Consider the following 22,715-nt stretch of genomic DNA (forward strand, 5'->3'; position numbering starts at 1 on the left):
GGCCAAGCGCAGTACTCGAGCGACCGGGGTCACGGCTCAGTCGTTCATTTCGGTCGTAAGACCCGTCTCCCGGCCGTCCGACGCCGAAACGGGCTCACTCTCCGCACGAGCGACGAGTCGCTCGGCGGTGAGGACACACCACACTCCGAGTACGACGCCCGCGACGACATCGACCAACCAGTGAATCCCCAGATACATCGTCGAGAAGACGACGAGGGCGGCGACGACCGATGCGATCGGGAACCATCTGGGGTATTCCCGGCGCGACCGCCAGGCGAATATCGCGACGATGACCGCCAGCGACGTGTGGAGCGACGGGAAGACGTTCGTGTTCGCCGACACCTCCGCCGTGAGTTCCTGTGTCTGCGGGTAGAACTCGTACATGAGCCCGCTGACGGTCGACAGATGATTTCGCGGTCCGTAGGCGACGAACAGCGTATAGAACACCGAGCCGGCCAGGGTGTTGAGGGCGTACGCGATGAGCAGTTGCTTGAAGCGTCGCTGGGTCGCCAACAGGAAGTAGAGCACGAGAGCGGACACCAGCAGGTACGGGAACCCGAACATGTACATCGCGGAGAAGAATCCGATCAACGAGTCGGGAACGATCGACTGCAGGCCGGCGACGAACGTGCCTTCCACGGCGTAGATCTCCGCGGTAATGTCCCAGTCGAGCGCATACGAGAGTTCCAACCTGCGGTAATGCGTCCATCGCTTCACCAATAACACCAGCAGCGTGACGCCGAGATAGGGCGCGATACTCCGGCCCCGGTCCTCGAGTTCGGCGATCGTTCGCGGGAGCGCCGAAGAGCGGACACAGAGCGCACAAGTGGCTGTAACGCCGATACAGACGGTTGCCATCGTAATGAACGTAACGTATCCTAATGCCATCGGTGGCTCGCCTCCGTCTCAGGGGGTGGCAAATGATCGCGAGCCGCGGGCGAACGAGTATCCGGACACGGGGGAGGGCGACGAGTCGTGCGTGGTGGCTACGCTTGCGGCTTCGACGATGCGCGAGTCGAAGCCGTCGGGCCGACGGACACTCGGATCGTGACGGCTCAGCGCCGCGTGTTCCTATCGGGTGGTAACATTCTACTTAATTTAAATCTACTGATACCCAACGTGGCCGAGTCGGACGGGACGCGGGACCGCGAGGAACCGGTGAAAAGCCACCTCTGTGTGACGTGTACAGTCGTGACTCGATGGTGCTCAAACCGAGCGACCGTCGATGGATTCAGCGTGCTGTCGTCCGTCGACGCCGGCTACAGTCGGCATTGCCGCCGTCTCGAGGACGGTCAGCGCAGCGTTGCCAACGTCTCGCCGGCTTCACGAGCCGCCTCGAGACAGTCCGCCGCGTAGCGGGGGTCGTCCGTGGCGGCGGCCGCTTCGGCGAACTTCTCGAGCGACCGGACGAGCGCATCGCGAGCGGCATCGAGATCGCCGTCGGCCGAGGACGGACCGGTTGCGGGAAGCGGTCGGTTGCGGTCGGAGCCGGACCGACGGTCGTCGGGGCGGGGAGTCGAAGCGGCGCGGTCGGCCGACGTGGCGTCGGGACGGGACTGCGAGGGACCGTCGTCTCGAGCCGGCGTCGACGGCTGCGGTTGCCGGTCCGGGGTCGGCGCACTCGTCTCCCGTCCGCGGTCGGCGTCGCGCGGGTCGGTCGCCGTCGTCTGGTTGGACGCGGACGCCGTCTCGGCCGCTGTCGGCGCGGCGTCGTCGGTATCCGGCGCGGTCGCGTCGGCGGCGTCAGGTCGATCGGCGGACTCACCGGCGGCAGTCCCGTCGCCCGCACCCTCTGCGGCCGACTGGGCCTCGAGATCAGTCCCCTGGACGGCGTCGGGGTTCCCGTGACAGCTGGGGCAGAAAGTCGTTCCGTCGTCCTGGAAGAGGGGGTCGCCGCAGGTCCCGCAGTGAGCGTTGGTCATCGTCGCACCCTTGAGCAGTAGGTCGCTCATCCGCTGGGTCGCCTTACGCTCTTCTTTGTCCTGCTCGTACTTCTCTCGAAGTTTCTCGCGCTCGGCTTCCTTGTCGAAGTCACTCATATTCGTCTAGAGGCGGCGGACCGTCGAAAAAGCTGCGAAGGGGAGGGCGGCCCCATCGACGGAACCGCGCTCGACTCACCGCGGTCGCTCGAGCGCGGCCTCGGCGGCATCGACGGCCTCGGTGGGGGTGTCGGCGGTTTCGATATCGATCTCGAGGGCGGAGACGTCGTGGGTCCCGAGGCCGACGACGGGACGGTCGTAGACCCCGGCGAAGCCGATTTCGGAGAGGGTACCGACGCCGCCGGCCAGCGCGATGACCACGTCGCCGTTCAGCGGGACGAGCGCGTTCCGGGCGTGGCCGAGACCGGTCGCGATGGGAATGTCGACGGCGTCGTTGGCGGTCCCGCGGCGCTCGCCGGGGAGGATGCCGATCGTGGTTCCGCCCTCGGACTTCGCGCCGCGACAGACCGCCGCCATCGTTCCGCCGCGACCGCCGCAGACGACGACGTGACCGCGAGCCGCGAGTTCGCGGCCGACCGCTTCCGCGCGGGCTGTCTGTTCGTCCGTGATCGTCCCGCCGCCGATGACGCTGGCGCGCATACGCGAGACACCGCGGGCGGCGACCATGATCGGTTCGGTCTCGAGTCCCCGGCGACTCGAGCGGCAGTGAGCGTCGGATCGGGGGAAACGATAGGCAGCGGCCGCTCGAGCGGGCGGGCATACCACGGTCCGCGGAGCACGGGACGGAATACGTCAGTCGTCGAAATATTTATCGCCGAATCGGTTCGAAGTCAGAGGTTTCGACGGATTTAACGTGTGTGGTGGGGAATCATTACGTGGTATGACGAAAGTGAGCGTGGTCGGCGCGGCCGGGACCGTCGGGGCCGCTGCGGGCTACAACATCGCGCTTCGGGACGTTGCGGACGAGCTCGTGTTCGTTGACATTCCGGACAAGGAAGACGACACGATCGGCCAGGCCGCCGACGCCAACCACGGTGCGGCCTACGACTCGAACACGACGATCCGACAGGGTGACTACGAGGACACCGCGGGATCGGATGTCGTCGTCATCACGGCGGGCATCCCGCGTCAGCCGGGGCAGACGCGGATCGATCTGGCGGGTGACAACGCTCCGATCATGGAAGACATCGGCTCCTCGATCGCCGAACACAACGACGACTTCATCACCGTCACCACGTCGAACCCGGTCGACCTGCTGAACCGCCACCTCTACGAAACGGGCGAGCGCGCCCGCGAGAAGGTGATCGGCTTCGGCGGCCGGCTCGACTCCGCTCGGTTCCGGTACGTCATTTCCCAGCGCTTCGACGCTCCGGTCCGGAACGTCGACGCGACCATCCTCGGCGAGCACGGCGACGCACAGGTCCCCGTGTTCTCCAAGGTCCGGGTCGACGGACGCGACCCCGAGTTCGACGAGGACGAGAAGGAAGAATTACTCGAGGAACTCCAGACCTCGGCGATGAACGTCATCGAGAAGAAGGGCGCGACCCAGTGGGGGCCGGCGACCGGCGTCGGACACATGGTCGAAGCCATCCTGCGTGACACCGGCGAGGTCCTCCCCGCGAGCGTGACACTCGAGGGCGAGTTCGGCCACGAGGACACCGCCTTCGGCGTGCCGGCGAAGCTCGGTTCTGACGGCGTCGAGGAGATCGTCGAGTGGGACTTAACCGAGTACGAACGCAACCAACTCGGCGAGGCCGCCGAGAAGCTCTCCGAGCAGTACGACGAGATTTCGTAGACGACGATTACCCGTCGCGATTTTTCGCGGCCATCGTCACCGGGTACTCAGCGGAGCCGAGGACAGAGCGACGGAGCCGTCTCAGGGAATCAACTGCTCGCCGTCGTCGTCGTAGATTTTGATCGCGTCGACGGGACAGGACCGGGCGGCGAACTTCGCGTCCAGTTCCGCATCAGCAGGGACCTCACGGACGAAGATGCCGTCTTCAACTTCCTCGCTGTCGGCCAGAACTGCCTTTCCCTTCGATTTGTCTTTCTCGAAGGCGTCCCATTCGGCGACGCACTGGAACATCCCGATACAGGTGTCCTCGTCGAATTCGACCTTCATACGAGGGTGTTGGGTCGATCGGCGTAAATCGGTAGCGGTCGCCAATCGAGGCCCACGGTATCAGTTGTGATGCACTGGCGTGGCTTTATCCTTCTGCGGATCACCCCTCGAGTTTCGAGAGCGATGCGGCACGACGGAACCGAGGAGTCCATGGTCCACTGTCGAGCCAACGCTTTTCCACGAGGTCGTAGAATGACAGGTACGAGAGACGGAATGGTCGCACTTTCCTCCGCGGTCCTCGTCGGGACCGCCATCCTGACCTGTCTGTTTATGGCGTGGGTACTCGGGGCGAACAGCAACTCGCCGCCCTTCGCTCCCGCGATCGGTGCGAACGCCATCTCGACGATGCAGGCGGCGTTCGTCATCGGACTGCTCGCGGCTGCGGGTGCCCTCATGCAGGGCGGCAGTATCTCCAAGACCGTCGGCGCGGATCTGATCGATGGGGTGACGATCACGCCGCTTGCGGCCACCGCGGGGCTGCTGACCGCGGCAGGGTTCATGGCGGTCGGGATCTACACGCGGTATCCGATCCCCGCGGCGTTCGCGACGACGGGCGCGATGGTCGGTGTCGGCCTCTCGCTGGGCGGCGATCCGGCGATCGACACCTACCGACAGCTCGGACTCTTCTGGCTGCTGGTGCCGATCATGTCCGGCGGATTGGCGTACGCGACGGCGACCGTCCTGCGGCGCGACGACGTTCCCGAGACGGTCGGCGTTCCGCTGCTAGCCGGTATCGTCGGGGCGATCGTTGCCAACGTCCGCCTCGGCGTGATTCCCGATCCGACCGCCGAACAGGGCACCCTGGCCGGCTTCGTCTCCCGGCAGTTCGGCGGCGGACCGGCGCTCGCCGCCGGCGTCGATCTCGGAACCGTCCTCGTGACCGTCGGGGTCGGCGTCCTCGCGTTCTACTGGAGCCGCGAGCGCGTCCGGGTCTCCGTCGAGAACGGCATCCGCTCGTTCCTGCTCGTCCTCGGCGGCATCGTCGCCTTTTCCTCGGGCGGCTCGCAGGTCGGCCTCGCGACCGGCCCCCTCGAGAACCTCTTTCGCGTCGAACTCGGCCTGCCGGGCATCCTCCTGCTCGCGATCGGGGCTACCGGAATCCTCGCCGGTGCCTGGATGGGCGCGCCACGGTTGCTGCAGGCGACGTCCCGGGAGTACGCTCAACTCGGCGCTCGCCGCTCGATCGCGGCGCTGGTCCCGGGGTTTATCATCGCACAGTTGGCGATCGCGCTCGGGATACCCATCTCGCTGAACAACATCATCCTGTCGGGGGTCATCGGCGGCGGGCTGGCCGGCGGCTCGGCGGGCGTCTCCCGGCGCAAGATCGGCGTCACGATCACCTTCTGGCTGGTGACGCTCTCGAGTTCGGTCGTCGTCAGTTACGGCCTGTATCGGCTGTTCGCATCGGTTATCGGCGGCTAGCCTCGGGTCGTTCCGACGAGGCGCGTCAGTCGAGCACCGTCACCGGCTGTGCGGTGCGGTCGACCACCGTGGCGGCGATGTCGCGACCGAGAAACCGCCTGAAGAATCCCGTCGATCCCGTCCGAGAGCCGTACATGACGACGTGATCGATCCCCTCCTCGGCGGCGTACTGCGGGACGACGGTTCCGGGTCGCCCCTCGGCGGTCTCGATCCGGACCCGGTCCGAGGCCGCATCGGCGACTGACTCGAGCAAGTCGGTTGCGCTGGCCCGCGTCTGCGCCCGCCGGTCCTCGCGCTCGAGAATGCCGCCCTCGCTGAGCGGCGCGTCCAGCGGCGTTATGACGGCGAGCAGTACGATGTCGGCGGCAGGAAAGGTCTCGAGGGCGTAGGCGAGTGCCTCGTCTTCCCGCGGACGGCCGAGCGTGGGAACGAGAACGTGGTCTGGATGGGAGTCGGCCATACGGGCCTGTTCGACCGCCGGTCGCATCGGTCTATCGGCGTCGAACGACTCGGACGGGAGAAGAAACCCACCGGCTACTCGAGCGCACGCGAACAACCCGATTGCTCGCCGTGAATCGAGGCGGCAAAAGACGATACTTTAAACCGCGGGACGCGCCAAGGGAGGACAATGAATATCGAGGAGCTGTCGGGGCTCCCGGCCGGTGCCGTCGACCACTTCCGGAACGAGGGCATCGAGGAGCTCTACCCGCCACAGGCAGCGGCGGTCGAGGCCGGCGCGACCGAGGGTGAGAACCTCGTCGCAGCGGTCCCCACCGCCAGCGGGAAGACGATGATCGCCGCCCTATCGATGCTGTCGGCGATCGAGCGCGGCGGGACGGCGCTGTACATCGTCCCCCTGCGGGCACTCGCCAGCGAGAAGAAAGACGAGTTCGAGGCCTACGAGCGCTTCGGCGTCACGGTCGGCGTGACGACGGGCAACTACGAGAGCACCAGCGACTGGCTCGCGACGAAGGACATCGTCGTCGCCACCAGCGAGAAGGTCGACTCGCTCGTCCGCAACGGGGCCGACTGGCTCTCGGATCTTACCTGCGTCGTCTCGGACGAAGTACACCTCATCGACGACCGGAATCGGGGGCCGACGCTCGAGGTGACCCTCGCGAAACTCCGCAAGCTCAACCCTCGTATGCAGCTGGTCGCGCTCTCCGCGACGGTCGGCAACGCCGACGAAATCGCCGACTGGCTCGACGCCGCGCTGGTCGATACCGACTGGCGACCGATCGACCTGCAGATGGGCGTTCACTACGGCAACGCACTGAATTTCGACGACGGCTCGACCAGAGAGGTTCCCGTCGAAGGCAGCGAAAAACAAGAGGCCGCCCTCGTCCGCGACATCCTCCAAGAAGAGGGCTCCTCGCTCGTGTTCGTCAACTCTCGACGGAACGCTGAGGCCGCCGCACGACGGTTAGGCAGCGTCTCGAAGAACGAACTGACCTCCGAGGAGCAGACCGAACTCGCGGAACTGGCCGCCGAGATCCGGGACGACAGCGACACCGAGACGAGCAAGGATCTGGCCGAGGCCGTCGAACGCGGTTCGGCCTTCCACCACGCCGGCCTCTCGAGTACCCAGCGAACCATCGTCGAGGATGCCTTCCGGGACCGACTCCTAAAAGTGATCTCGGCGACGCCGACGCTCGCCGCGGGGGTGAACACGCCCGCCCGCCGCGTGATCGTCCGCGACTGGCGGCGCTTCGATCCCAGCGCCGGCGGCATGGCTCCGCTGGACGTCCTCGAAATCCACCAGATGATGGGACGGGCCGGTCGCCCAGGGCTCGACCCCTACGGCGAGGCCGTGTTGCTCGCGAAGAACCACGACGAAAGCGAGGAGCTGTTCGACCGCTATATCTGGGCCGAGCCCGAGCCGGTGCGCTCGAAACTGGCGGCCGAGCCCGCCCTGCGAACCCATGTCCTCGCGACCATCGCCTCCGGCTTCGCTCGCACGCGCGGGGAGTTACTCGAGTTCCTCGAGGCCACCCTCTACGCCAGCCAGTCGAGCGAGGCCGGCCGGCTCGAGACGGTGACCGACACGGTCCTACAGTACCTCGAGTCAAACGACTTTATCGAACGCGAGACCAGTGGCAGCAACGGTACCGAAGGGGACGACGACGGAGCGTTCACATCGGCGGCCGCTCTCGCAGATGACGGCGGCCGCGACGAGGAACTCGAGGCGACCAGCCTCGGGCACACCGTCTCGCGGCTCTACCTGGATCCGATGAGCGCCGCCGAAATCGTTCACGGGCTTGCGGACGCCGACGAGCGTCCGACCGCGCTGGGACTCTATCAACTGATCTCACGGACGCCGGACATGTACGAACTCTATCTGCGCTCCGGCGAGGACGAACGATTCGGCGAACTCTTCTACGAACGGGAGGCCGAACTGCTGGGGAACGCCCCAAGCGAGTTCGAGGAGGAACGCTTCGAGGACTGGCTCTCGGCGCTCAAGACGGGCAAACTGCTCGAGGACTGGGCGACCGAGACCGACGAGGAGCAGTTGACCGACCGCTACAAGATCGGGCCGGGCGACCTCCGCGGAAAGGTCGACACCGCCGAGTGGCTGCTCGGGGCGGCCGAGTCCCTGGCCGCGGAGATCGACAGCGAGTGGACCGTCGCCGTCCGGGAGGCCCGCGCCCGCGTCGAACACGGCGTGGGTGAGGAACTACTCGAACTCGTCGGGGTCGGCGGGGTGGGCCGCAAGCGCGCCCGCCGGCTCTACGATGCGGGGATCGAGGAGCCCGCCGACTTACGGACTGCGGACAAAAGCGTCATCCTCGCGGTTCTCAAAGGACGGAAGACGGCCGAGACCATCCTCGAGAACGCGGGCCGCGAGGATCCCTCGATGGACGGCGTCGAGCCGAGATCGAACGGGGCAAACGACGGGGACGGGAACGCGGCGGCGAACGCGCGCGGGGACCGCACGGCAACGGACGTGACTGAAACGACGGACGCGGACGACAGTCAAGCGAGCCTGGGTGATTTCTGATGGCGCTACTCGAAGGCCGACTCGAGATCGACGATGTTGACGCGTTCGTGGCAACCCTCGGTGAGATCGGGGACCGCCACGACGTGACGGTTCAGGCGTTCGATGCACGGTACGTCGCCGACCGACGCCACATAGCGCGGGCGGTCGAGTTCGCCGACCGGGCCATCGAACGGGGGGAGAACGTCGCCCGGGACCGGGCCGTCGAGATTCTCCTGTACGCCGCCGGCCGGCGACAGATCGACCGCGCCCTCGAGATGGGCGTCGGCGAAGGGGAGCACCGAGCGGTCGTGCTCGTCGACGGCGCTCACGACGGGGACGAAGCGGCCGCACTCGAGGAACTGCAGGCGCTGGGCGCGTTCGTCGAGCGGGACTCAACGCTCGAGACGCGGGATTCCGAGACGCTGTGTGATTTCTTCGACATCACCGATATCGAGCGGGCGGCCACAGACGCGCCACTGTCGGCGCTGGTTCATGAGCGGGTCGCGCTGCTCGAGGTCGAAAAGTAGCCTCGCGGTGCCGAGACGTCCCGCGAGGGGAACGCCGGGTGTACGGACAGCGGACCGCAGTCAGTCGTCGGCCGACTCCTCGGTACGGCGTTCTCTGGCTTCTCGAAGGCCATCACAGATGCCGCCCTGGCTCGACAGATTGACCTGTGCGAGCCGCCCCCGACGGTGGACGAGGGCGAACGACTCGGCGTCGATGGGATCGCCCTCCGGCGTTCGAAACAGGGGGTCGGCTGGTTCCGAAACGAGGGCAGTCTCGCGGGCTTTGCGGAGGTACCGCTCGATCGGAGCGTTCGGAACGGTGACCGCGAACGAACGATCGGGGACGTAGACGGCGACGGTGTCCGTCGAGTCGGTCATCTCGAGGTCGTCGCGGCTGAGAGCGACGATCGCTCCGGCGTCGAGACCGGCGTCAAGCAGCGCCTCGATCGCGTCGTACTGGCGGGCGACGCGAGCCTTCTCGTCGAGTTCCGTACGGACTGCCGCGACGTCGCCGTCGGCGTCCGGAAACGCCTCAGCGAATGACAGACCTTCGTTCACGCCGCGGTTGATCTCCGCCTCGTGCATGTGATCGTGGAGCGTAATCCGACTCTCTTCGACCGCCGGCAGGGACTCGACCTCGTCGCGGGCGTCGATCGCCATCATCCAGGCGAACGCCGGCGAGCACCACGCAGTCGGGAGCGTGAGGTCGACACCGACGCGTTCGCCGTCGATCTCGATCCGGTCGATGTACTCGAGTTCGACGATCGAGCGATCCAGTTCCGGATCGGTGACGCGGTCCAGTCGGTCGCGGATGGCCACTCGAGTCGGAGCGGTGTCGTCGGAGGTTTGGGTACTCATGCTCGTCAGTCGTCCGCAGCAGTGGGTTCTCCGCTGGCGTAGTGATCCCCGAGATCGAACTGCTGGCTGATCTCGTCATCTCGGAACGCCCGCCGTTTTTTCTCGATATCGATGTCGTAGAGGGCGGCGATGTTCTCGCCCATGACTTTCTTCTTGGTCTCGAGGTCCCACTCGACGCCGTACTCTGCGCGGTGCTCCTGGGTGAGTTCGGCTTCCATGACCTCCTCGACGAGCCAGTCGGGGTTCCAGATGGCGTAGTCCGAGCCGAAGATTACGCGGTCCTCGCCGAGCCACCAGAGGAGTTCGGACATGATCTCGGAGAACTTGCCCGGCCGGTTCTGGGCGAACGGTGCGGCGACCGCGAGGCCGCCGTAGACGTTGTTCTCCTGGGCGGCGATCCAGCAGAAGTCGTCGAGACGCGGCAATCCGACGTGTTCGACGATAAAGTTGAGCTCCGGGAACGACGAGGCCGCATCGTCGATGTCCGCGACGTCGAACGCGTCGCGATTAAGGGGGCGGATCGTCGGCCCCTTGTGCGCGTGGATGTTCTCGATCCCGAGTTCCTGGCACGTCTCGAGGAATTCGAAAGACTCCTCGTCGTCCAGTCGCCACCCCTTCGAGTCACCGCGCCACTCGGCAGTGTAGAGTTTGACGCCGGGAATATCGTAGTTCTCGTGGAGTTCCTCGAGATACTCGAGGCCCTCCTCCCCGTCGCGCGGGTCGAAGGTGCCATTGAGGACGAACCGCTCGGGATACTCGGTTGCGAGTTCGGCGTTCTGCTCCGTCGTGTTGAACCCTTCAGTGTAGAAATCGGTGAGGTACGTCGGCTGGAAGATTCCCATGTCTGCGGCGGCGTTGCCGAACAGATCCTCGACCATTCGGTCGGCACCGTATTCGCGATACTCGTCCATGTCCCACTGCCGTTCCTCGGGCGTGAACGTCGTGTGGTAATCGTAGAAACACTGGATGAACTCTTCCCCACCCTCGTGTTTGATGTTTTCCTCCGTGGCGTCCCACAGATGGACGTGGCCGTCGATTACGAAGATTTCTTCTCCGTTGTGCTGGTACATCGCACACTGTATATCGATACCACACCACATTACCCTTTTTTCGTACAGATACGAATCACACTGCGAGTTGAATATGCATGGTCAAAATTAGCGTATCCGTGATTTTATATCAATCCACAAATGTTCACGCGGAGCGATACTCGAGGGGACTATTATGCCGAATGCCGACGAACTGTGACGCGGTACCATGCAAGCAGCCAGGCTCCACGAGTACACCGACGACATGAGCGACGCGCTGCAGGTCGAGGACATCGACCGCCCTGACCTCGAGCGCTCGGATCAGGTACTGATCGAGGTCGAGGGAGCAGGATGGTGTCAGACAGACAATCATATCATCGAGGGGATGTGGACCGACTACGCGCCACAGGATCTGCCGATGACGCTGGGTCACGAAAACGCGGGCATCGTCGCCGAGACCGGTGAAGAAGTGACGCTGGTCGCGGAGGGGGACCCCGTGATCTGCCATCCCGTTCAGACCTGTGGCATCTGTCGGCCCTGCCGGCTCGGCGAGGACATGTACTGCGAGAACAGTGCGTTCAACGGGCTCACTACCGACGGCGGGTTCGCCGAATACCTGCAGACGAACGAGCGGGCGGTCATTCCGCTACCCGACGGCGTCGACCCGACGGACATCGCACCGCACGCCGACGCGGGAATCACGGCCTACCACGCCATCAAAAAGGCGGTCGACGAACTGAACCCCGGCGACACCTGCGTCGTCATCGGCGTCGGTGGCCTCGGACACATCGGACTGCAGTGTCTCGACGCGATGAGCGCCGCGGACATCGTCGCCGCGGATATTAAAGACGAGGCGCTCGAGTTGGCCGAAGGGCTGGGCGCTCGCCACGCCGTCAACTCCGCCGAGGAGGATCTCGCCGACGTGGTTGCGGACCTGACCGACGACGAGGGAGCCCAGCAGGTCGTCGACTTCGTCGGCCGCGACGAGACGACCGCACTGGCACCCGAGATCGTCGCCGCCGGCGGTGATCATCACATCGTCGGCTACGGCGGGCACGTCCACGAACCCAGTCAGGCGCTGGTCAACGGCGAGTTCTCGTTCCGCGGCACGCTCGTCGGCAAGTACGCCGAGTTGCAGGAACTCGTCGCGCTCGTCGAGCGGGGCGACGTCGAACTGCGTACCGAACGCCACGACCTCGGCGAGATCAACACGGTCGCGGAACGGCTCGAGCACAACGAAATCGAGGGCCGAGCGGTGATCCAGCCGCCCTGACGAACGCAGCCAGCGCACCCCGCCCTCGATTCGCTTCCATCAGCCAAACCCGCTGCAGTGGCGCGCGACCGTGCGTCCACGCGACAACGAGGAGCATACGACGGAACTCGGGTCCGGTAACCGGCGGTGAGCCGACCATTCCGAACCGACGCTACGCTCTTGTGTGATCGGACGATATGCCGCACATGGCCACTCTCGAGGACCAGATCGATATCGGCGGGCTGACGGTCCCCAACCGACTCTACCGCGCGCCGCTGCTCGAGTGTGCGGGCAACGGTCCCGACGCGGTCGACACGCTGATCGACGACCTCGAGCCGGCCGCCGAATCGGGCGTCGGCCTCATCTGTCAGGGTGCGACGATCGTCCGCGGCGAGGGCGGCTGCGCCGCCCCGGGGATGACCCGGGTCCACGATTCCGACTTCGTGGCACGGCTGTCGCGGCTGACCGACCGCATCCACGACCACGGGAGCCGGATCGTCATCCAACTCGAGCACGGCGGCCTCCGGAGCATGGAGACCTGGCACGCCGAGTACCGACGGGAGCATCCGGCCCTCGAGCAACTCGCCGTCTCGGAGCCGCCATGGCAGTTGCGCACCCTCGATCGACTCGGCTTGCTGGAGTACGATCCCCACGTCCTCACGACCGCCGAGGTGTACGGCCTCGCGGCGGATTTCGGCCGTGCGGCCGCCCGCGCCGTCGAAGCCGGCTACGACGGCATCCACCTCGCCGGCGCGAACATGGGGATCGTCCAGCAGTTCCTGTCGCCCTTCTACAACCGGCGGACCGACGAGTTCGGTGGGAGTCCGGAAGCGCGACTCGAGTTCCTCGCGATCGTCCACGACGAGATCCGCGAGCGGGCCGGCGACGTGCCCCTGCTGACCAAGGTGCCGGCCGAAACGCCCGCCCCACCCGCACCGGTCGTCCGCCGAAAGCTCTCGCTCGCGGACGGTATCGAAATCTCCCGTCGGCTCGAGCGGATCGGCTACGACGCGGTGGTCCCCGTCCAGACCTCCGTCGTCTGGGATATGAGCATCGTCCGCGGAGAGTATCCCGAGCGAGCGTGGGAGACCGAGACTCTTCGTGATGAGTACGCCGCAGCGTTCGGCGGCGCGACGCGCAGGCGACTCGTCGCCCTCGCGAACCGAATCCAGTCGCTGCAGTACGACTTCGAACCCGCGTGGAACGCGGACTTCTGCCGACGCGTACGCGAACAGGTCTCGATCCCCGTCCTCGGGGAGGGCGGGATCCGCGAGCGGGAAGAGATGGACCGACTGCTCGGCTCGAGCGGGCGGCGCGAGGACAGAGACGACGACGGCGATGGCGACGCGGCACCCGCCTGCGACATGGTCGGGATGGCCCGGCCCTTCTACGCCGAGCCGCGGCTGGGTGCGCGGCTGCTCGAGACCGGATCGGACGCGGAAACGCAGCGCGTGCTCTGTGAGAGCTGCAACAACTGTACGGTACCGCAGGTCACGGGTGCACCGGGGATCTGTCGGACGCCTGCCGTGCTCCGACGACGCGGCGAACTCGAGCGGGAGGGTGCGTACGACCGGACTGCAGGAGAGTGAGTCAGGCCGTGACGGTGTCGCTCGTCAGTTCCTCGAGCGTTCCTTCGATCGTATAATCGGGGGCCGCGACCCTGAATCGAGAGTCGGTCGAGCCCGCATAGTGGAGTTGGAGCGTGTACGAGCCGTCGTCGGCAATCGGTGCCGCTTCGGCGCGGTCCGCATCGAGTTGCTTGAGCATGACCATCTCGCCGGCGTCCGTGGCGTCGGCCTGGCCGCGAATCTCGTAGGTCGTTCGCTTCTGCGAGACCTCGGACCCCTCGAGCGGATAGCCGCGATCGACCCAGGCGTTGAATCCCTCGTCGAGCGCGTAGACGTTCTCGTAGCCGTTCTCGATCAGTTTCCCGGCTCGCAATCCGGAGAGGTGATGTGGACAGCCACAGTAGGTCACGATCCGTTGGTCTTTGGACCAGTCCGCAACCGGATCATCGTCCGGCGTGTACGGTGGAGCAGTACTTAGCGCCGCACCGGCGATGTGGGCTTTCTCGTACTGATCAGCGCCGCGGGCATCGGCGACTCTGGCCTCTTGCCGTTGATACCAGTAATAGACGTCATCGATGGGGGCCAACGGCACGTCGACACCATCGAACGTCTGCGTTTCGTACGAACTGGGATCGATCGATCGCTCTTCGGGTTCGGACTCCGAGCCCGGGCCGTATCCATCACCCTCGTTATCACCGCCACCGCCGAGGCAACCCACGACGGCCGTCACGGACGCCGTCGATCCCACTGCGAGAAACTGCCGTCGGTTCATAGGCCGACTATACGCGAGTCACCCCAATATGGGTTCTGGTAACGGTCAGATCGGTCGACCAACCCCTTCGTTTCAACTGGAAACGGAGAGACGGAGCTGGTGAAGTGCTCGAGGTGAAACGAAAGAGAAGTAGTCCATGCTGGATTCGAACCAGCGTCGAAGCCCCCAGAAGGCTTCAGGATTGGCCGCTACCCTAATGGACTGATCGGTTCGTCGGTCCCGCTTCCGACGGTGTACTACACCATAGTTGGGCTCCGTATTAGAGTGTTACGAACTCGGTCGCGATTCGAAACCGACAGCCGAAGTCCGGTATCGGAGCCGGATACACCGCTAATCAGGGGTGGAGTGAGTTATAGTGTTCTTTCCGATGACAGTTTGCGCAGAGAACGATACACTTCTCGATCTCGTTTCGGATTCGATCTTTCGCGTATCCGAAGGCGATCATCTTCCCGACAGCCATTTCCTTCTGTTCTTCGTCGACGTGATGGAAGTCGAGGCAGACGGGATTCGTCTCGCTACAACGAACACAGCCTCCATTCGCTCGCTGAAGTTCGTTCGCCCACGCCCTGTGTGATGCCCGTCGTTCGAGCGAGCGCTCGGTATTCCAGTCGGCATTTTTATAATGCCACCGCTGGTCGACGGACAGCTCTTTCCACGACGTTCCCTCGGGAAGATCAATCTCGTCTGGTTTCGATCCGACTCGAGATCCCCTCGAGTACGCAGTCTCCAGTCCCGCCATCTCTTTCGCATCGTTCCAGCCGCCGCACGTCCGAATGATCGTCGCGGACGCGGGCGTCAATCCCAGTTCCTCGTACTGTGCTTTCGTCGGTGACTCACCCAGTCGTTCGGTGGCCTCCTGCAGCGCCTCGAGACAGTCCGCTTCCGTCGTCACACCGCCGTTCGCTGCGCAATCCCATATAAAGTACAGGACGATACCGGCAGCGATCGTTCCTCGAGTGCGAACCGATATCCCTTTTCCCCTTACCCGCGCACCCCCGAGTATGTACGTCGGACGATTCGTCGTCGTCGGCCCCGAAGTCGGAGCGTACCGCGTCTCCTCACGATCGTTCCCGAACCGAGAACTCACCGCTCGAGACGAGGCCCTGACCGTGGGACCCACGGAAGACGCCCCGGAAACGGACAACCCGTACGTCTCCTACAACTGCCTGCGGGTCGTCGAGACGCCGACCGGCGAGACGGCCGCCTTCGGCAACGGCTCGCACGTCGATCCGATCGCGGAGAAACTCGAGTTGGGCTACCCCGCACGCGACGCCCTCGCGGAGAGCCTGCTGGCGCTGGACTACGAGAAGGACGACTACGACACGCCCCGCATCGCGGCGACGATCGGGGACGGCGGCGAGGCCCTGATCGGCACCGTTCGCAAGGACGCCCTGCTGGTCGAGACCGTCGACGAGCCGACGCTGGTCGCGACCTACGAGACGGACGCGCCCGAACCGTTCGACCTCGAGGCCGAGACCGCCGAGGCGGCCGCCAGCGAGGTCTACGATCACGAGTTCGAACACGCGGTCTGTGCGGCCGGCGTCGCCCGGACCGACGACGGGTTCGAGACGGCCATCGAGAACGGCGACTGAGAACGGCGACCGGGTGAGCCGTAGCGCAGGACTGGGTCGCCCATCGCCGGTCACTGCGGGAACGCGTCGGGCGGCGCGACTCCGTATTCAGCGACCGAAATCGCGGCGTTCGGCATCCCGGTCGTCAGAGCGCGGGTCGCGGACCGCACGCGGGTGCTGTCGATTCGGCAACCTACAAACCCCTCGCAACTGTTACTGTCGTGCATGAAGGTGGGACTCGTTTCGGACATTCACGGCAACCGGGTCGCGCTCGAGGCCGTCCTCGCGGACATGCCGCCGGTCGACGAACTGTGCTGTGCGGGCGATGTCGTCGGCTACAACCCCTGGCCGGGGGAGTGCGTCGACGAGCTGCGAGCGCGTGACGTGCCGACGGTGATGGGAAACCACGATGCCGCCGTCGTCGGGGAGACGCCGTTCCGGTTCAACGGGATGGCCAAGGCGGGCATCGACCACGCCGACCGGCGGCTTTCCGAGGCGCAACTCGAGTGGCTCGCCGGCCTCCCGACGGAGCGCCGCGAGTGTGACGGCCGCGTCAAACTCGTCCACGGGCATCCCGACGATCCCGATCGGTACACCCGGTACACGTACCCCGAGGAGTTCTCGCCGCGACTGCTGGGCGACGAGGACGTGTTGGTGCTCGGGCACACTCACAAGCAGGGCGCGCGGCAGTTCGCGGCGGGGATCGTCGTCAATCCCGGGAGTGTCGGGCAGCCGCGAGACGGGGACCCGCGAGCGGGCTACGCGGTCCTCGATCTCGACGCGATGACGGTCGACACCCACCGCGTCGAGTACGATATCGACGCCGTTCAGGCGGCAGTCGAGGACGCGGGGCTCCCGAAGCGAATCGGGACCCGGCTCGCCCGTGGACAGTGATAGCGACCTCGGAAACGAATCTTTTTACACTCACCCCGCTGCTACGTTCGGGCATGGTATCTGCCGGCTCCACCGCGTGTACCGCCCGGAACGATCCTCGACACGCCGTGGGTCGGTGTTGTCGCTCGGCGCGTCGGCCGTCGACGCGAGGCCGGCGGCGCATCGCAATCGATCCCATGAGAACGACGACGGAAAGCGATGTTCGGACGCATGCGTGAGGACGTTCGGGCGATGCGTGAGCGCGACCCCGCCGCGACGGGGTGGCTCGAGGTCCTGCTGTGCTACCCGGGGTTACACGCGATCTGGGCGCATCGGCTCGCCCATCGCTGCTGGTCTCACGGGGCTAGCTGTCGGCTGCTCGCACGGCTGTGTTCCCACCTCGCCCGCTGGCTGACCGGGATCGAGATCCACCCGGCCGCCGAGATCGGCCGCCGGGTAACGATCGACCACGGGATGGGTGTCGTCATCGGCGAGACGGCCGAAATCGGCGACGACGTACACATGTACCACGGCGTTACGCTCGGCGGCGATACGAACGAACCGGTCAAACGTCATCCGACGGTCGAGACGGGGGCACAGCTCGGCGCGAACGCCACGCTGCTGGGGGACATCACGATCGGCGCGGACGCAGCCGTCGGTGCCGGCTCGGTCGTCACGAGCGACGTCGAACCCGGCGCGACCGTCGTCGGGGTTCCGGCCGAGCGAGTCGATTGACCGAGGAGACGGACCGCGACGATCCGCGGCTCGAGCGCGGTGCTGACTCCGTCAGCCCCGGGCCCCACCGACGCCGCCAACCGACGCTTAGACGAGCGGTGCGACCAGTTCCTGGCCCGCCTCGAGCAACTCCCCGATCCGCTCCTCGTCCTCGGCTTCGGCGTAGACCCGCAGTACTGGCTCGGTGCCGCTCGGCCGAACCAGCAGCCACGAGCCGTCGGCCAGCAGGAGTTTGAACCCGTCGGCGGTGTTGACGTTCTCCACCGCGGTTCCCGCGACGGTCTCGGGGATCGCGTCCTCGAGCGCCGCCAGGACCCGCGATTTCTCGTCGTCGGGACAGTCGACGCTGCGCTTGTCCTGAACGACGGTACCGTGTTCGGCGAGCAGTCGGTCGACCCGGTCGTCAAGGGGCGCTTCGGCGTGCATCAGCGCCGCCAGCAGGGCCATCAGGACCCCGTCCTTCTCTCGGACGTGGCCCCGAACGGTGAAGCCGCCCGATTCCTCGCCGCCGACCAGCGCGTCGCCCTCGGCCATCGCCTCGGCGACCCACTTGAAGCCGACCGGGACCTCACGGACGGTCTCGCCGTGGGCCTCGGCAACCCGATCGATCAGATACGTCGTGGAGACGGTCCGGACAGCCGCGCCCGACGCGTCCTCGAGGAGGAAATCGTACAGTACGGCGAAAAAGAGGTTCTCGTCGAGGTAGCCGCGTTCCGGCGTGACGATCGCGAGGCGATCGGCATCGCCGTCGTTGGCGATACCGAGATCGACGCCGCTGGTATCGTCGGTAACGGTCGCGATCAGGCGGTCGAGGTTCTCTGCAGCGGGCTCGGGCGAGCCGCCGCCGAATTCGGGGTCTCGTTCGCAGCGATAGCGCTCGAGGGAGGCACCCGCGCGCTCCAGCAAGGCGTCGGTCGTGTCGCGCCCGCTCCCGTGCATGGCGTCGTAGGCGACGCTGAGTTCGGATATATCGGTCCCGCCGGTGATCGACGCGGCGAGTTCGAGGGCGGCGTCGGCGTGAGGGGTGGCGAAGTCGACGTCGCGAACCGTTCCGTGTTCGCTCTCGGGAAGCGGATCGGGGTCGGCGAGGCGATCCGCGATGGCGTCAGTGACGGCCGGCAGGGCCGGCGCGCCGTCCGCGGGGATGAACTTCACGCCGTTGTACTCCGGCGGATTGTGCGAGGCGGTGATCACCAACCCGCCAGCGAGGTCGCGGTCGGCGATCGCATGGGCTACCAGCGGCGTCGGCCGATCACGGTCGGAAAGCAACACGTCGAACCCGTTCGCACACAGCACTCGCGCCAGTTCCTCGGCGAACCCCCGCGAACTCTCGCGGGCGTCGTACCCCACCGCGACCGGTCCCTCGAGTCCGGTGTCCGTGAGGTACGTCGCGACCGCCTGTCCCACCATTCGAACGCGAGGTACGGTGAACTCCGCGAGCGTCGCCCGCCAGCCGTCGGTACCGAAGCTGATCGTCTCCATACCCTGTGGTCATTGCCGGCCGCGAAAAAAGCGACGCTGGCGGACGGGAACCGCAAGCGATGGATCGCCGACGGAGTCAGGCGTCGACATCAGTGAGGCGCTGTTCGAAGAGCCGTTCGCCGGTCTCCTCGCAGGTGACGGCAACGACCTCGTGGGAGGTACAGCAGGATTCGACGACTTCCTCACCCATCCGGACGTCACCGCCGGACGGACACGTCTCGAGGAACATCCGGAGTCCGTTGAGCACCTCGCCTTTCGTTTCGGGGTCGAAGGCGTCCCAGTCGTCCATCCACGTCTCGAGGGCCCGACTCGCGGCGACATCCGCGATCAGGGCGGCTCGAGAGGGCCAGCGGCCGGCTCCGCCGGCACTGGACAGCAGGGCGCGACTCTCACCGCGTGTCTCGAGTTCGAACTCGTCGGGATCGGCGTCGAATCCGAACGCGTCGACGGCCGCATCGACATCGACGCCGGACTCGGAGAGCGGGTCGATCTCGTCAAACCAGGCGGTCTCGAACTCGTCGGTGAGACAGAGGTCGTCCCGATCCGCGCAGGGCTCGAGGACATCGTGATCGAGGAAGAACGTCTCGAGGTCGGCGACGGCGGGTTCGTCGGTGTCGGCGGTCGACTCGTCGCCAACGGCGTCGGTGTCGGTCGACGCGACGGCATCGGATTCGTCGAAGGTGGTCTCGCGACCGGCTGCCGGGCGATCGGTCGAGTCGACGGTGCCGAGGCCGCTCGCCACCGCCGGATCGGGCTCCTTGCCGAACCAGCGCAGCACTTCCGGCGGGAGGTACCGCTTGGTCAGCGTCGGCGTGCCGGGGACGAGATACCCCCGAAGATAGATTAGCGCGATCGACACCCCCACGGCGAGTACCCCGCCGAGGCGGGACTTCCGCGCGATGACCGAGCCGACCACCGCCGCAATGACGAGATTCAACACGGTACAGGGCTCACACCGGTTCTCACCGGTGTACTCGGGCTGTTTCAGGTCGTCGACGACATCGAGTTGCATCTCGGTCATACTATCACGACCTGTGTGTATCTATTTTTCGGAGTGGATGTGTGAGATAATGGTCGACGCGACGGACGGGGACATCGAACGGGGGCTCACTCGAGGCCGACCAATCGTTCCTTCGCGGTGCGACTCAGTTGTTTGATTTCGTACTCGCGGGACATGGCGGCCGATTTCGAGTCGAACGTCTCACGGTGGCGGAGTTCGACCGGTGTCCGTCCGCGCGTGTATTTCGCTCCCTCGCCGGCGTCGTGTTCGGCGACGCGCCGCTCGAGGTCGGTCGTGTAGCCGGTGTACAGCGAGCCGTCGGCACACTCGAGAACGTAGACGACGTGATCGGCCATCGGTCGTGGCCAGGCGTGGGAACGTAAAAAGCGTCTCGTCCGTGGGGGCGCGTGGTTGTTGATCCGCGTCACTCCGAGGTCAGGTACCGCGGGCGCGCTCTTTCGCGGCTTCTGCGATTCCCGCGTTGGCCGAACAGCTGACACACGCATGGATTTCACCGTGTTCGTCGGCGAAAACGCGTGCAAACCGTTCGGAGACGTGCGCGCCGCAGTGATCACACTTGGGCATTAGTCACACCGGCCGGAGCCGGTACTACCGACTACTGGGCGAACGGATAAATAGCCTTCTCCATACACTGTTTGGCTTTTCCGTTGTGGAAAGTATTTTTCCGAAATGGTGCACGCTACGCAGTCACGTGCCGCATCGATCGCTCGAGCGATCAGCGTCGCCTGCCCGCTCGAGACTGGAATGCCGATGACCGGCGTGTCGACCGGTCCCGCCAGGGACATGGTCGCAACTGAAACGAGTGACACACTGATCGCAACCCCGTCCTGCGATCAGGTGTGCAGTGACTGTCAGTTGCGACTATAGCCACCATCGCGTCGAGCGACGGCGGCTCGTACTGAGCCGTCGTCACGCGAACCGTCGGGGACGGTCTCGAGGGCCGACGCACTCGACTCCGTCGACCCGGTCGGCCGAGACGGGACGGAGATCCAGTGACTCGGTATCGCTGAACGCGCGTACGAGCCCCAGAGGGCCGCGCGCGAGCCGAATGCCGGGCTCGAAGAGCCGCGAAATGCCGGACGGGTGCTCATCGAACATATACTTTCCGGTGGTGACGGGGATCGAAACGGGCGAATGAACCGCTGCAACCCCCGTATTTCTACGACTAACCAAAAGCATTATATGAGGTAACGCGAAACGAGTAGATCGTATGGCAGATCTTATCGTCAAAGCCGCCGTCAAGGAAGCGCTCGATGACAAAAACGTTGCTTCGGACTTCTACGACGCGCTCGACGAGGAAGTCGACGAGCTCCTCGAGGACGCCGCCCGTCGCGCAGAGGCTAACGACCGGAAGACGGTCCAGCCCCGCGACCTGTAAGGCACGATTGGACCGCGATTTTTTCGGCCGCTACGTCGATAGCGGTTAGCATCGCCGACCGGAGAAGTGAGCGCCCGCCTCACCCCGAGACGGACCGCACGAACGCACTTAGCGGCGGCGCTGGTCGATGTACTCGTTCGTTCGTCCGAGCACGACGTATTCCGTGTCCCGTAAGTCCGAAAGCGACGCCGAACCGGTGACGAACATCGCCGTCCGCAGTTCCAACACGAGCGTCTCGATGAGTTCGACGACCTCGTCGACACCCTGCCCGGCCGGCCCGAGAAACGGTTTCGCGAGCCCGCCAGCACGGGCCCCGAGCGCGATCGCCTTGGCGATATCCAGCCCGGAGCGAACGCCGCCGCTTGCGATCACACAATCATGGACTGTCGCCGCCTCGAGCGTGCTCACCGCTGTCGGGACGCCCCATGCGCGAAACAGGCGGCCGATCGCTTCCTGTCGCTCGGCACCGACCGCGGCTGCTCGGTGGGACTCGATTCCCGACCACGTCGTTCCGCCCTGACCGGCGACATCGACAGCATCGACGCCGGCGTCGGCGAGCCGGGTCGCCGTTTCTCGTGACATTCCGTTGCCCGTTTCTTTGACGATCACCGGCACCGAAAGCTCGTCGGCGACTCGCTCGATCGCTGCGAGACACCCACGGGCGTCGACATCGCCTTCAGGCTGGACGGCCTCCTGCAGAAAGTTCAGGTGGATCGCCATCGCGTCGGCGTCGATCATCTCCACGGCTTCCTCGACGTCGTCCACGCCGTACTCGAGCAACTGGGCCGCACCGACGTTTCCGTAGAGGAAGGCATTCGGGGCGGCATCTCGGACGACCGTATACGACTCGAGGACCGCTTCGTCGTCGAGTTCGAGGCCGGCACGCTGGCTGCCGACGCCCATGGCGACGTTCGTGCGTTCGGCGGCGTCCGCGAGCGTCCGATTTAGTTTCGTGGTGTTCGGGTGTCCCCCGGTCATGCTCTCGATAACGATCGGGGCTGCGAGTTCGTGTCCGAACAGGTCCACGGTCGTCTCGATCTCGTCGCGGTGAACCTCCGGGAGCGCCTCGTGGACGAGGTCGATATCGGTAAAGCCTGCACCGGTCGTCTCGACGTCTTCTTCCTCGATAATACGGATGTGGTCGTCTTTTCGATCGGATGTCTCGGGCATTGAACCGTCTCCTCCGAAGGGTCGCGTGTCCGTGTTGAAA

General features: G+C 65.6%; 24 protein-coding genes and 1 tRNA gene. 10 read left to right on the forward strand and 15 right to left on the reverse strand.

Annotated features, from left to right (window positions below):
* Positions 1-36: 36 nt before the first annotated feature.
* The 3 genes from FGF80_RS17170 to FGF80_RS17180 form a co-directional block, all read right to left on the reverse strand.
* Positions 37-888: a phosphatase PAP2 family protein gene (locus FGF80_RS17170; RefSeq protein ID WP_138655359.1), complete on the reverse strand. Its 852-nt coding sequence runs from the start codon at positions 886-888 to the stop codon at positions 37-39.
* A gap of 404 nt (positions 889-1,292) precedes the next feature.
* Positions 1,293-2,039, reverse strand: coding sequence for an Sjogren's syndrome/scleroderma autoantigen 1 family protein (locus FGF80_RS17175; protein WP_006184953.1), 747 nt, complete (start codon positions 2,037-2,039; stop codon positions 1,293-1,295).
* 75 nt (positions 2,040-2,114) lie between these two features.
* The gene (locus FGF80_RS17180) at positions 2,115-2,579 is read right to left on the reverse strand and encodes a TIGR00725 family protein (RefSeq protein WP_138655361.1); all 465 of its coding nucleotides are present in this window, start codon (positions 2,577-2,579) and stop codon (positions 2,115-2,117) included.
* A 241-nt stretch (positions 2,580-2,820) separates the two neighbouring features.
* Between FGF80_RS17180 and mdh the strand changes: the two genes are divergently transcribed.
* On the forward strand, positions 2,821-3,735 hold the full coding sequence (gene mdh, locus FGF80_RS17185; RefSeq protein WP_006184955.1) for a malate dehydrogenase: 915 nt from the start codon (positions 2,821-2,823) through the stop codon (positions 3,733-3,735).
* An 81-nt stretch (positions 3,736-3,816) separates the two neighbouring features.
* On the opposite strand, the gene FGF80_RS17190 is transcribed toward mdh, so the two are convergent.
* A complete protein-coding gene (locus tag FGF80_RS17190) occupies positions 3,817-4,062 on the reverse strand; it encodes a ferredoxin (protein ID WP_006184956.1) in 246 nt (81 codons plus the stop codon).
* Between the two features lie 213 nt (positions 4,063-4,275).
* Here FGF80_RS17190 and FGF80_RS17195 point away from each other — a divergent pair, with 213 nt between their 5' ends.
* Positions 4,276-5,484: an inorganic phosphate transporter gene (locus tag FGF80_RS17195; RefSeq protein ID WP_138655564.1), complete on the forward strand. Its 1,209-nt coding sequence runs from the start codon at positions 4,276-4,278 to the stop codon at positions 5,482-5,484.
* Between the two features lie 25 nt (positions 5,485-5,509).
* Here FGF80_RS17195 and FGF80_RS17200 read toward each other — a convergent pair whose 3' ends face one another.
* Positions 5,510-5,971 carry a universal stress protein gene (locus FGF80_RS17200; RefSeq protein ID WP_175417053.1) on the reverse strand — a complete coding sequence of 154 codons (462 nt, stop codon included), beginning with the start codon at positions 5,969-5,971 and terminating at the stop codon, positions 5,510-5,512.
* A gap of 141 nt (positions 5,972-6,112) precedes the next feature.
* Here FGF80_RS17200 and FGF80_RS17205 point away from each other — a divergent pair, with 141 nt between their 5' ends.
* Together FGF80_RS17205 and cgi121 are read left to right on the forward strand one after the other, a co-directional pair.
* Positions 6,113-8,482, forward strand: a complete 2,370-nt coding sequence (locus tag FGF80_RS17205; RefSeq protein WP_138655365.1) for an ATP-dependent DNA helicase — start codon at positions 6,113-6,115, stop codon at positions 8,480-8,482.
* Entirely contained in the window at positions 8,482-8,988 is a 507-nt protein-coding gene (cgi121, locus tag FGF80_RS17210) for a KEOPS complex subunit Cgi121 (RefSeq protein WP_006184960.1), read from the forward strand. Before FGF80_RS17205 ends, cgi121 begins: the two co-directional genes overlap by 1 nt.
* A gap of 60 nt (positions 8,989-9,048) precedes the next feature.
* Here cgi121 and FGF80_RS17215 read toward each other — a convergent pair whose 3' ends face one another.
* Complete coding sequence (locus tag FGF80_RS17215) at positions 9,049-9,825, reverse strand: iron-sulfur cluster assembly protein (protein WP_138655367.1); 777 nt, start codon at positions 9,823-9,825, stop codon at positions 9,049-9,051.
* A gap of 5 nt (positions 9,826-9,830) precedes the next feature.
* Entirely contained in the window at positions 9,831-10,895 is a 1,065-nt protein-coding gene (locus FGF80_RS17220; protein ID WP_138655369.1) for an amidohydrolase family protein, read from the reverse strand.
* A gap of 187 nt (positions 10,896-11,082) precedes the next feature.
* On the opposite strand from FGF80_RS17220, the gene FGF80_RS17225 reads away from it, so the two are divergent.
* Entirely contained in the window at positions 11,083-12,126 is a 1,044-nt protein-coding gene (locus tag FGF80_RS17225) for an NAD(P)-dependent alcohol dehydrogenase (RefSeq protein ID WP_138655371.1), read from the forward strand.
* A gap of 185 nt (positions 12,127-12,311) precedes the next feature.
* Positions 12,312-13,694, forward strand: a complete 1,383-nt coding sequence (locus FGF80_RS17230; RefSeq protein WP_138655373.1) for an oxidoreductase — start codon at positions 12,312-12,314, stop codon at positions 13,692-13,694.
* A gap of 1 nt (position 13,695) precedes the next feature.
* Here the strand turns inward: FGF80_RS17230 and FGF80_RS17235 are convergent, their stop codons facing one another.
* The 3 genes from FGF80_RS17235 to FGF80_RS17245 all read right to left on the reverse strand — a co-directional run bounded on the left by FGF80_RS17235 (position 13,696) and on the right by FGF80_RS17245 (position 15,337).
* On the reverse strand, positions 13,696-14,445 hold the full coding sequence (locus FGF80_RS17235) for a rhodanese-like domain-containing protein (protein ID WP_138655375.1): 750 nt from the start codon (positions 14,443-14,445) through the stop codon (positions 13,696-13,698).
* A gap of 130 nt (positions 14,446-14,575) precedes the next feature.
* A tRNA-Gln gene (locus FGF80_RS17240) sits at positions 14,576-14,648 on the reverse strand.
* 131 nt (positions 14,649-14,779) lie between these two features.
* A complete protein-coding gene (locus tag FGF80_RS17245; protein ID WP_138655377.1) occupies positions 14,780-15,337 on the reverse strand; it encodes a homing endonuclease associated repeat-containing protein in 558 nt (185 codons plus the stop codon).
* A gap of 109 nt (positions 15,338-15,446) precedes the next feature.
* On the opposite strand from FGF80_RS17245, the gene FGF80_RS17250 reads away from it, so the two are divergent.
* The 3 genes from FGF80_RS17250 to cysE all read left to right on the forward strand — a co-directional run bounded on the left by FGF80_RS17250 (position 15,447) and on the right by cysE (position 17,624).
* Positions 15,447-16,037: an IMP cyclohydrolase gene (locus tag FGF80_RS17250; protein WP_006184967.1), complete on the forward strand. Its 591-nt coding sequence runs from the start codon at positions 15,447-15,449 to the stop codon at positions 16,035-16,037.
* A 204-nt stretch (positions 16,038-16,241) separates the two neighbouring features.
* Positions 16,242-16,910, forward strand: coding sequence for a metallophosphoesterase family protein (locus FGF80_RS17255; protein WP_006184968.1), 669 nt, complete (start codon positions 16,242-16,244; stop codon positions 16,908-16,910).
* A gap of 198 nt (positions 16,911-17,108) precedes the next feature.
* Positions 17,109-17,624 (forward strand): serine O-acetyltransferase, encoded by a 516-nt coding sequence (cysE, locus tag FGF80_RS17260; RefSeq protein ID WP_006184969.1) that lies wholly within the window; start codon positions 17,109-17,111, stop codon positions 17,622-17,624.
* An 87-nt stretch (positions 17,625-17,711) separates the two neighbouring features.
* Here cysE and FGF80_RS17265 read toward each other — a convergent pair whose 3' ends face one another.
* The 4 genes from FGF80_RS17265 to FGF80_RS20015 all read right to left on the reverse strand — a co-directional run bounded on the left by FGF80_RS17265 (position 17,712) and on the right by FGF80_RS20015 (position 20,691).
* Positions 17,712-19,106: a phosphoglucomutase/phosphomannomutase family protein gene (locus tag FGF80_RS17265; RefSeq protein WP_138655379.1), complete on the reverse strand. Its 1,395-nt coding sequence runs from the start codon at positions 19,104-19,106 to the stop codon at positions 17,712-17,714.
* A 76-nt stretch (positions 19,107-19,182) separates the two neighbouring features.
* Positions 19,183-20,118: a hypothetical protein gene (locus tag FGF80_RS17270; protein WP_138655565.1), complete on the reverse strand. Its 936-nt coding sequence runs from the start codon at positions 20,116-20,118 to the stop codon at positions 19,183-19,185.
* 95 nt (positions 20,119-20,213) lie between these two features.
* Positions 20,214-20,462 carry a GIY-YIG nuclease family protein gene (locus tag FGF80_RS17275; protein ID WP_006184972.1) on the reverse strand — a complete coding sequence of 83 codons (249 nt, stop codon included), beginning with the start codon at positions 20,460-20,462 and terminating at the stop codon, positions 20,214-20,216.
* A gap of 79 nt (positions 20,463-20,541) precedes the next feature.
* A complete protein-coding gene (locus FGF80_RS20015) occupies positions 20,542-20,691 on the reverse strand; it encodes a DUF7563 family protein (protein WP_006184973.1) in 150 nt (49 codons plus the stop codon).
* Positions 20,692-21,337: 646 nt separating this feature from the next.
* Here FGF80_RS20015 and FGF80_RS17290 point away from each other — a divergent pair.
* Positions 21,338-21,505 carry a DUF1931 family protein gene (locus tag FGF80_RS17290; RefSeq protein WP_004267503.1) on the forward strand — a complete coding sequence of 56 codons (168 nt, stop codon included), beginning with the start codon at positions 21,338-21,340 and terminating at the stop codon, positions 21,503-21,505.
* Between the two features lie 108 nt (positions 21,506-21,613).
* Here the strand turns inward: FGF80_RS17290 and fni are convergent, their stop codons facing one another.
* On the reverse strand, positions 21,614-22,675 hold the full coding sequence (gene fni / locus FGF80_RS17295; protein ID WP_006184975.1) for a type 2 isopentenyl-diphosphate Delta-isomerase: 1,062 nt from the start codon (positions 22,673-22,675) through the stop codon (positions 21,614-21,616).
* Positions 22,676-22,715: the final 40 nt, after the last annotated feature.

Origin of the sequence: Natrinema pallidum (assembly GCF_005890195.1) — an archaeon.
GTDB lineage: Archaea > Halobacteriota > Halobacteria > Halobacteriales > Natrialbaceae > Natrinema > Natrinema pallidum.

Bases quoted from the DNA above. Each gene is read 5' to 3' on its own strand.
- FGF80_RS17220 (WP_138655369.1), bottom strand. From the start codon at position 10,895: ATGTACCAGCACAACGGAGAAGAAATCTTCGTAATCGACGGCCACGTC.
- FGF80_RS17230 (WP_138655373.1), top strand. From the start codon at position 12,312: ATGGCCACTCTCGAGGACCAGATCGATATCGGCGGGCTGACGGTCCCC.
- FGF80_RS17195 (WP_138655564.1), top strand. From the start codon at position 4,276: ATGGTCGCACTTTCCTCCGCGGTCCTCGTCGGGACCGCCATCCTGACC.
- FGF80_RS20015 (WP_006184973.1), bottom strand. From the start codon at position 20,691: ATGCCCAAGTGTGATCACTGCGGCGCGCACGTCTCCGAACGGTTTGCA.
- FGF80_RS17215 (WP_138655367.1), bottom strand. From the start codon at position 9,825: ATGAGTACCCAAACCTCCGACGACACCGCTCCGACTCGAGTGGCCATC.
- FGF80_RS17180 (WP_138655361.1), bottom strand. From the start codon at position 2,579: ATGCGCGCCAGCGTCATCGGCGGCGGGACGATCACGGACGAACAGACA.
- FGF80_RS17270 (WP_138655565.1), bottom strand. From the start codon at position 20,118: ATGCAACTCGATGTCGTCGACGACCTGAAACAGCCCGAGTACACCGGT.
- cgi121 (WP_006184960.1), top strand. From the start codon at position 8,482: ATGGCGCTACTCGAAGGCCGACTCGAGATCGACGATGTTGACGCGTTC.
- cysE (WP_006184969.1), top strand. From the start codon at position 17,109: ATGTTCGGACGCATGCGTGAGGACGTTCGGGCGATGCGTGAGCGCGAC.
- FGF80_RS17205 (WP_138655365.1), top strand. From the start codon at position 6,113: ATGAATATCGAGGAGCTGTCGGGGCTCCCGGCCGGTGCCGTCGACCAC.
- FGF80_RS17255 (WP_006184968.1), top strand. From the start codon at position 16,242: ATGAAGGTGGGACTCGTTTCGGACATTCACGGCAACCGGGTCGCGCTC.
- FGF80_RS17275 (WP_006184972.1), bottom strand. From the start codon at position 20,462: ATGGCCGATCACGTCGTCTACGTTCTCGAGTGTGCCGACGGCTCGCTG.
- FGF80_RS17250 (WP_006184967.1), top strand. From the start codon at position 15,447: ATGTACGTCGGACGATTCGTCGTCGTCGGCCCCGAAGTCGGAGCGTAC.
- mdh (WP_006184955.1), top strand. From the start codon at position 2,821: ATGACGAAAGTGAGCGTGGTCGGCGCGGCCGGGACCGTCGGGGCCGCT.
- FGF80_RS17265 (WP_138655379.1), bottom strand. From the start codon at position 19,106: ATGGAGACGATCAGCTTCGGTACCGACGGCTGGCGGGCGACGCTCGCG.
- fni (WP_006184975.1), bottom strand. From the start codon at position 22,675: ATGCCCGAGACATCCGATCGAAAAGACGACCACATCCGTATTATCGAG.
- FGF80_RS17235 (WP_138655375.1), bottom strand. From the start codon at position 14,445: ATGAACCGACGGCAGTTTCTCGCAGTGGGATCGACGGCGTCCGTGACG.
- FGF80_RS17190 (WP_006184956.1), bottom strand. From the start codon at position 4,062: ATGAAGGTCGAATTCGACGAGGACACCTGTATCGGGATGTTCCAGTGC.
- FGF80_RS17200 (WP_175417053.1), bottom strand. From the start codon at position 5,971: ATGCGACCGGCGGTCGAACAGGCCCGTATGGCCGACTCCCATCCAGAC.
- FGF80_RS17170 (WP_138655359.1), bottom strand. From the start codon at position 888: ATGGCATTAGGATACGTTACGTTCATTACGATGGCAACCGTCTGTATC.
- FGF80_RS17290 (WP_004267503.1), top strand. From the start codon at position 21,338: ATGGCAGATCTTATCGTCAAAGCCGCCGTCAAGGAAGCGCTCGATGAC.
- FGF80_RS17175 (WP_006184953.1), bottom strand. From the start codon at position 2,039: ATGAGTGACTTCGACAAGGAAGCCGAGCGCGAGAAACTTCGAGAGAAG.
- FGF80_RS17225 (WP_138655371.1), top strand. From the start codon at position 11,083: ATGCAAGCAGCCAGGCTCCACGAGTACACCGACGACATGAGCGACGCG.